General features: G+C 29.6%; 7 protein-coding genes, 1 rRNA gene and 1 pseudogene. All 9 read right to left on the bottom strand.

All coding sequences use genetic code 4. The features are described 5' to 3' along the window. A 16S ribosomal RNA gene (locus tag OF377_RS03240) occupies positions 1 to 84 on the bottom strand; the annotation flags it as partial. A 182-nt stretch (positions 85 to 266) separates the two neighbouring features. Beyond that, positions 267 to 1,211: an RluA family pseudouridine synthase gene (locus tag OF377_RS03235; protein WP_263836451.1), complete on the bottom strand. Its 945-nt coding sequence runs from the start codon at positions 1,209 to 1,211 to the stop codon at positions 267 to 269. After that, positions 1,205 to 2,224 (bottom strand): hypothetical protein, encoded by a 1,020-nt coding sequence (locus tag OF377_RS03230; protein WP_263836450.1) that lies wholly within the window; start codon positions 2,222 to 2,224, stop codon positions 1,205 to 1,207. Before OF377_RS03230 ends, OF377_RS03235 begins: the two co-directional genes overlap by 7 nt. A 1-nt stretch (position 2,225) precedes the next feature. Then, the gene (locus OF377_RS03225) at positions 2,226 to 2,831 is read right to left on the bottom strand and encodes a suppressor of fused domain protein (protein WP_263836449.1); all 606 of its coding nucleotides are present in this window, start codon (positions 2,829 to 2,831) and stop codon (positions 2,226 to 2,228) included. 82 nt (positions 2,832 to 2,913) lie between these two features. Next, positions 2,914 to 4,926: a hypothetical protein gene (locus OF377_RS03220; protein WP_263836448.1), complete on the bottom strand. Its 2,013-nt coding sequence runs from the start codon at positions 4,924 to 4,926 to the stop codon at positions 2,914 to 2,916. Positions 4,927 to 4,929: 3 nt separating this feature from the next. After that, positions 4,930 to 5,943 (bottom strand): ABC transporter permease, encoded by a 1,014-nt coding sequence (locus OF377_RS03215; protein WP_263836447.1) that lies wholly within the window; start codon positions 5,941 to 5,943, stop codon positions 4,930 to 4,932. A 1-nt stretch (position 5,944) separates the two neighbouring features. Beyond that, complete coding sequence (locus OF377_RS03210; RefSeq protein WP_263836446.1) at positions 5,945 to 6,838, bottom strand: ABC transporter permease; 894 nt, start codon at positions 6,836 to 6,838, stop codon at positions 5,945 to 5,947. Next, positions 6,816 to 8,345: an ABC transporter ATP-binding protein gene (locus tag OF377_RS03205; RefSeq protein ID WP_263836445.1), complete on the bottom strand. Its 1,530-nt coding sequence runs from the start codon at positions 8,343 to 8,345 to the stop codon at positions 6,816 to 6,818. Before OF377_RS03205 ends, OF377_RS03210 begins: the two co-directional genes overlap by 23 nt. Before the next feature lie 204 nt (positions 8,346 to 8,549). After that, positions 8,550 to 8,795, bottom strand: a pseudogene (locus OF377_RS03200) (hypothetical protein); the annotation flags it as partial.

The raw sequence follows: 8,795 nt of genomic DNA, 5'->3' as shown, positions 1-8,795 counted from the left end.
GTTAGTAAACTAACCTCGTTCGATTTGCATGTATTAGGCATGCCGCCAGCGTTAATCCTGAGCCAGGATCAAACTCTTAAAAATTGACGGATTCTATTTAGTTTTCAAAGATCATTTTGCTGTGCTTCTTGTTAAGCACACCATAATATTATAGTGCTTTTAAAAGTAATTTGTCAATACTTTTTTAAAAAATTTTATTATTTTTTTATTGTGTTTGACTTTTTAAAAAACACTAATAAATATTATACATTAAAAAGAAAAAGAATTTAACCTAAAAATCAAATTTTTTTAAGATTAAATTCTTTATTAGATAAATAGTGCATTTCAGATTCATAATTGCTTAAATCCTTAAACCTTATATAATAGGAAACCAAACATTGATTTTTGTAATTATAGTCCTTGTTAATTTGTTTGCCAATATATCTGGTTTCCCCAACTAAAGGCATACCTAAATAGTTCATAACTGCACGAATCTGATGTGTTCTTCCTGTTAATAGTTCAACGTCATACAAATAATACGACCCAAATTGCTTAATAAATTTATACTTTGTAATTGCCGTCTTATTGTCTTTAGTTTTAAAATCTTGTACAACCATTAAATTATCATCTGGTCGCTTATACATAAAATTTTGTACTACATCTTGATTTTTAGGATGTTTGTTGTACGTTAAACATTGGTATTTACGAACCACATCATTGTTTTTAAACATTGCAGTAATATTTCGCAATGCTGTTGCGTTTTTTGCGGCCACTATTAAACCTGATGTATTTAGATCCAATCGATGACACAAACTAGGAGTGAAAGAAGATGTATCAAAAGGATTGTATTGTTTTGTTCGAGCGAGATACTTTTTGACTCTCTTTGTTAATGTATCATCTTGTTGATTAATATCCTCATAAACAATTAGGCCAACAGGTTTGTGCAAAACAAGAATATTTTTATCCTCATAAATAATGTCTAGATCATCGTTTGCTTTTAAAAAATCTAGATTACGATTTTCTTCAAGTGTGTTTGCATGCATAAAAACCTGAACACTATCACCGACAACTAATTTATACTCAATATTGGCCTTTTTTCCATTTACTTTAACATCTTTTGTTCGAATCATCTTATATATATTCATTCGAGTAACATTTTTAAAGACCTTTAGTAAAAAACGATCAAGTCGTTGGTTAGCTTCGTTTGCAGTTATTTTGATTTCTTTTAACATGTAATTCAGTATTCCTTTGTTCCATTGATTTGGTGGTTATAAAAATAGTGGCCGATTTTTTGAATTAGTTGTCACGAATCTCAGTACGGATAATCTTTTTTTAAATAAGTTAAATTAATGTATTTAACCTCCTGACGAGGAAGTTTGTATTCGTTGAGCAATTGGTGTCATTTACGAACGCTAAAACGATGATCTGTATATAAAGGAAAACGTTTTAGGTCTTTAAGCATCATTTCTAGATGAATACGGGCGGTTTGTTTCTGAGTTAAATTAATATGTCCTCGTTTAATAATTCCTTGTTTTATACAATCATAGATAACATAATTAATTTTTTTGTGAACATCAAAATCAGTAATTAGGATCGCTTTATTGGTTGGTTTTTTACGATCGTTTCATGCATTTTGGTCAAAAACATAAAAAACTTCAGATCGCTTAGGATAAAACAATCCTAATTGTTCAAGATCTGATCAATGTCGATCTGGTAGCTGCAATAAAGTAAAAAAAACATTTTCTAACAATCATGCATCATACTGTGCTGAGTGGGTATTATATTCTGAAAAATTAATTTTTAAAATCCGTGCCAAACTATTTAAATTAAAGGTTGTTTTATGATGGTTAATAAATAAAAGTGAAATATCAAAATAAACCAATTTAGTGTGATCTAAATTATATTTTGTGAATAAATTCCGCAATAAAACCTCATCAAAATTTCCGTAAACAACGATAACACTATTTAACAAAAAATCATAAATTTTTTGTGCTTCAGTCTTGTTCATCAAAGGATATTTATCAAAATTTTTAAAATTCTTTTTAAAATTCAATAAATATTGGACTCGGGATGGAATTGGTTGTGAAGAATAATACTTCTGGTTAAATTCTTTCTTCCTGTGTGTTATCAAATCCAATTTAATTCCACTAATCTGAATGATATCTGCATTTCTTTGTCCTGTTGCTTCTATATCTAAAAACACCAAATGAGGCATTTTATCGATCATCTTGGTGCTATTTTTCATACTATTTTTTAACTAAAGACTTTCTTGTTAAATTAACAACACGGCTATTGTCGTTTTCAAAGAATTCTGCAAGTTGTTTAAAACCATTTTCCTTTCCATAAAACAATTCATCATCGCAAATGATAACAACCTGGTAAAACGAAATAATAAAATCATTTTTTAATTGAAAATCATTTGCATCCACCTTGTTTCACGGTAAATCTAAATAGCCCGCCACTTTATTGGAATGAGCAAAATAATTAGGATTAATAAATACTTGTAATCATTTTAAAGTTAAATGTTGTTCGTAAGAATACTTTGCAATATTCATTATAAAATTAATAATTCAGTAGTTTTGTGGATTATTTAAATCTAAATCTAATGATAGTTCCAGATAAATTTCTGATCGCTCATTAGTTTGTTCGATATGGTTGTGCGAATCAAACGCCCCTAACCCAATAGTCATTAATAAATACGTCGATTCTGTTTTAACTAAAATCAAATCATAGTCAATCGGGATTCCACGATTAAATGAATTTAAACTTATGATTTTATAAGGGGTTCCAAAGTGTTTTGTAATAAAATTTAAAACTTTCTGTTTTTGTTCGATTGTATAGCTGTATGTCATAATAATTAACCTTCTAACATTATTTAATTATAAAGGAATATAAAAAAGTTTAGTGTAACACCACTAAACTTTTTAAATTTTCCTAATTTTTTGCTCGGTAATCATCATATGCGATGATAATGTTTGATAACGTTAAATCATTAATTGGTCTTTCAAGTGTTGATAAATTATAAACAACTTTAAAAATTTCACGATTAATGTTGTTTAACGCAATTTTTTCTGCAATCTCATCTGCTAACCCATCATATAGATTAGTAAGTTTAGTTGCTAAAATTCTTTTTAATTCTTGATCATCAATATTAGAATTGATTAGCCCAGCAGTTAATAAGGCGTTTTTAAGACTTTCGAAGACAATAACTGGTTCTTTTTCTTCAATACTAATTTCTTCATCCAAAAAATTAACATCAAAATCAAAATTTCCATCTTCTTTTTTATTTTTTTCAAATAATGCATAAATTACATTAGCTAGTTCATCAAATAAAATATGCTTGTTTTGACGTTCTCTTTTAGTTGCATAATTTGAATTAATCCCAAAATATTCGTTTTCTAAGAAATTACTATTTGCTTGATTTGCTAAACGTTCCTTGATTAAATCAATCTGAAAAGCATCGTTCCCTAAATAGCCTTCCGATTCATCAAGGACATTATCATAAATTGCACGCAAAGTTGGGGTATAGTTCACATAATCAAAATTTTGCATTGGTGCATATAAATAACCTTGATCACTCAATACATCGCCCTCTTCTTCGTCATCAAGATTTGTTGTTTCGTATTTTTCGATATCTTGATCATTCATCCCTTTATGAATTTTTAACCCTCAACGTAAAACACCATCATTTTCAACGTCATTAATTCCTTGAAATATTAGTTGCTTAATATAATCATATGCTCCTTCAATATGTTCTTCGTCTACTAACGCATTGATCACAAATCCATCCATTACATTTAGAGTATACTTTGGACGTACAAAATGGAAATCTTCGGTTGTTGGAATTTTGTTTTTATATTGTGGTACATCAGCGTATTCTCCACCATTAAGAGCAAATGAAATATCTCCATTATAACCAATTACTCCAACCGTTTCTAATGTGGCCAGATTGTTTAAAACATTGTTTGAATTGGGATCAAAACGTACAGTATTATGTGGTAAGTCCTTTGTATATCGTAGAAGATAATTAAACGTTTTCTCAATATCTTTAATTTTTGCATTATTTTGAATATGTACACGCGGGGCTTTTTCTCTATACAACTCTTCCCATTTTAGAATTTTTGCTAAATCAGGATTTTCTTTGGTTTTTTCTAAATTAATTCAAGTTTGTCATTTGACAAGATCTTTATAATCTTGTTCACTTAAATTTTCCGAAGTTTCAATAATCCGTGCTAAGTCATAAATCGTTCTTGGATCACTAATAAACGTTAAGCGGGCAAGATTTTTGTTAGTTGAAACAGTTTCTTCATCCCGTGTATAAAGGTCGACTTTTTTATTAGGATTAAAGCGAGAATCATTTTGCATTGCCCAAAAAATATCAGATCAGGTTGGGTTATTTTCGGGTTTTAATTTTTCAATCACTTGACCACGGTAGCCAAAAATTAAGTCTTGATAAAAATACGGAACCATATAATCAAGTAATTGTTCCTTTTCATTATCTCCGTCTAAATCCCCTAAGTAATCACTATATGCCTGCGATAATAACCATGTAGTATCACTAAAAATGGATTTTAATTGTTTACTTGAAGTAATAAGTTGTCCATCTTTATCGTGCAAATCAAATTTTGATCAATCCAGTTTTTTAATAACACCACGTTTCGCTAATTTTGCAACTGTGTATTGCGAAATTACAGCAATATCAAGTGATTTTGCTTTTAGATAGCCCTCAACAACTTCGTTATTAGAATAATATAAATAACTTAAAAAGTTATTGTGATTAGTTTTGAAATTTGTTTGTAATTCATCTGATACTTTGGGTGAAATATATGCATCATAATTTCCTACTACAAATTTATTTGTCCCTACAGCACACGCTGTTGTTAATGGAACAACTAAACCTGTTATTCCCCCAAGTAACAAGCTTCTTTTAATTCATTTTTTTGACATCGTTTACTCCTGTTTTTTTCACACTAATAAACGTTTCTGATTCATAATTCTTTTCTTTTGGATTGCCTTTGAAAATTGATAGATTCCGATAATCGCTACTATTAAAATAGTTACCATGATCATTAGGGCACCAAAAGCAATTGCTCAGGATTTAATACCCTTAGCCATTTGGTAAATTTCCGTAGAAATTGTATTTACCTTTCCACCAACTAAACGAGTAATCGCATAGTCATCAAATGTAATAGCGAAAACTACAATAATCGCTGAAGCTAATGAAGGCAAAAGATGGGGAATAACTACCTTAAAAAACGTCTTAATTTTTGTGTATCCCAAATCATAAGATGCCAGAATTAAGTTCTTATTCATCTTCATCATTCGGGGGTAAAAAATCATAATAGCATATGGTGTACAATATGAGATGTGTGCTAATACAATTGATCCAAAACCAAAATTCAATCCCAATGGTAAAAATGTTGCTGTGAATAACAAAGCTAACGAAATACCTGTAATAATATCAGGAACTGCAATATTTGTTTTAGAAGTATTTAATACCGTTTTTTTATAAATTGAACGGGCGTGTCAAATCCCAAAAGTTGTAATTAAACCCAAAAAAATTGAAATCGGAATCACAATTGCAGAAATTATGATTGTGTTTAGCAACGCAGTCGTAAACTGTGTACTCCCTAATTCCAAAAAATTTTCTCCTGCGTTTCATTGAAAGGCAGTTGTAATATTTCCTTTAATTGACGGTTCAGTAAATGCCAAAAAAATAATCATCAATAAAGGGATATAAATAACAGCAAGAACAATAAAAATGTAGAAACGACGAAACCAACTTGCCAGCGACTGAGTTTTATTAATATTTTTATAGCCAACAACCTGCTCAAATATTTGTTTATCTTCGTTTGTTAATTTATTATTTCCTATTCTTTTAGCTAGTAAATTGTTAGTTTTTTGAATGTTAACTAACTTTGTTTGATCAACTTTTTGACCATTTTGGACAAAATGATACCCCATTTTATAGTTGCCCTTTCTTAATTGATGAACGTTTTACAAGTTTCATTACCAAACGAGGAAAAATTACTAACGTAACATATAACGCAAGAATAATCACACTAATGAGTAAAGTTAATGTTGCAGCTCGACTTAATTGAGCAGGGTTTGAAGTCCCATTTTCCCCTGTAATTAAAATAATTCCACCAATCAAATCAGAGTCATTTGACATATTCATAAATCCAGAGATAACAACTGATGTTAAACAAGATAAAAACATAACACTTGTCCCTGAAATCAAAGCATTTTTAATATACGGAATTGTTACATGAAAGAATGTATAAATATGTCCTCTTCCTAAATCATAACTCGCTTGTTCAAGGTTTTTTGGCATATGCGATAGTGCAGTATATAAAGGTAAAAGCATAAACGGCATATAAATAAACACGTGACCAATAATTGTATAGAAATGACCATACGTTGAATTATTATGTCCGTGTACCACATCTAAAAATGTTTTAATTCCGATTAACTTAATTAACATTGACATTCAAATTGGTGCAGTAATCAATGCAATTGCAATTGCGCGCAGCACAATATTTTTTGTTTTTGCTAAAAAATATGTAAATGGAAGTGCAATAAGTAACCCAATAAATGTAGAGATAAAACTAATTCAAATTGTGTTTCAAATTTTTAACCCAATTGTCGGTGTTAAAACATCCCAGTTATCAGCGACTGTAATTTGTCCAACATTTGGATCATTTGTTGTCTTGAAGGAACTAATTAAAACCACAATCAAAGGGATAATAAACAAAAAAATAGTTAACAAAAAATAAGGAATCGCTAAAACCAAACCTTTGGTGGGTTTAACTTTTTTTCAACTAAATAACTTTTGTTTATTTGCTAATTGTTGTTTCATCATTCACTCCCTTTTTAATTACATGAACATCAATATCATCCCAATCTAAACCAACCTCATCACCAACTTTAACTTCATTAATTCCCTCAACATTAATAAGCTTGCCTTGGTAATTACATTTAATATCCCACATCAGTCCTTTGTAAAGAACCGATTCAATTGTTGCATTGATACTTCCTTTGTTTTTATCGACTACATCAAAGTCTTCTGGACGAATCATAATGTATACATCTTCATTTTCTTTAAAACCATTAATTACATCTGTTGTTGATGAAATATCATCAAAAACAACTTCGCCTTTAGTTTTATATATTCCTTCAAAAATGTTTGCTCGTCCGACAAAATTTGCTGTTCATAGCGAATTTGGCGAGTCATAAATATCACTTGGAGTTCCAACTTGTTCAATTTGACCATTAGACATCACAACTACTTTGTCAGATAGAGATAAAGCTTCTTCTTGGTCGTGAGTTACTAAGATAAAAGTAATTCCTAGTGTTTCATGAAGTTTTTTCAACTCATTTTGCAGTTGCTGACGCACTTTCGCATCTAAAGCACTTAAAGGTTCGTCTAATAAAATAATTTCAGGTTCAATAACAATTGAACGCGCTAACGCAACTCTTTGTTGCATTCCACCAGAAAGTTCAGATGGGAAATTATTTACTTTATCAGAAAGCCCAACTAAATGAATGATTCGTTTTGCTTTTTCGTTAATTTCCTCTTTGGTTAATAAACGAGTAATATTCTTATTTTCAAACTCTTCTTTTTTGTTAGATGGATAAATTTGTCAATATGAATTTCAGTAATCTAAATCATTGTATTTAAATGTTAATCGGTCATATTTTTGATCAATTTTTGTTTTCTTTTGATAATTAACTTTTAATTTGTTAATTTCTTTATCTACTTCGTTTAGCAAAGCATTTTGATTAGTAGAGTTATTAGTAATAATGGAGTGTCGTTTATTTTTTAACTCATCCATCGATGCTAAATATTGACTTTTCCGCATCGTCTTAATTTCTTTTAGAAACTCATCAGTTTCATAAAAAGCTTCTAGTTTTTTAATCTCATTTCAAAGATTATTTTTTTTCACTTCAATTTCTTTGATTTTTGTTTGACTTTTTTTCTTTGCTAATTGATAAACTCTTTCAGCGGCCTCATATATTTTTGGATCGATATTCTCTTTTGGTTTGCGCATCAAGCGAATACCGTATTTAATATTTTGAGCAACAGTCATATTCGGAAAAAGAGCGTAGTCTTGGAAGACTGTGGAAGTTGGTCGCATACGAATTGGCATATCTTTAATGTCAATACCGTTGTACAAAATTTTTCCATGTGTAGGTTGTTCAAAACCTGCAATCATTTTAAGGACGGTCGTTTTTCCACAACCACTTGGTCCTAAAAGTGTAACAAATTCACCCTTTTTAATTTCTAAATCAAAATTATTAACAGCAGTAAAACCATCATCATAAGATTTAGAAATATTTCTTAGATGTAATATTGTTTTTTGCATCAAAATCTCCTTATAAAAGATAAAAAAAATATGTTTCCCTAAAAAAGAAAACATATTAATAATAACACATAAAAACATAATGAAAAATAAAATAAATTTTATTGTGTTTTTGTGTAATCTTGTCTATACAAATAAATAGTGTTTTTTAGTGTAAATATTAGTAATTTTTAGCAATTAACAACTTTTATTTTTTTATGTTTTAAATTATGCAGCAGCTTCAGTTGTTGGTTCTGTAGGAGAAGTTAAATTATTAGAACCTGGTTGAGTTTCAGTTGAAGTTGTTGATGGTGATGGTTGTTCTGTTGAACTACTTCCTTCGCTATTAGATGTTGAAGTTGTACCTGTACTTGTAGCACCTTCTTGATTATTAGATTCTTGACTCGGTTGTTGAGATTCGTTTTGACCGTTTCCTGTTGATGATGAACCACTTTCTTGTTTGCTACTAGATGT

The sequence above is a fragment of the Ureaplasma sp. ES3154-GEN genome, assembly GCF_025780075.1.
Classification (GTDB): Bacteria; Bacillota_I; Bacilli_A; order Mycoplasmatales; family Mycoplasmoidaceae; genus Ureaplasma.
The sequence above is the reverse complement of the archived record's forward strand: the minus strand, read 5'-3'. Positions and strand labels throughout refer to the sequence as shown.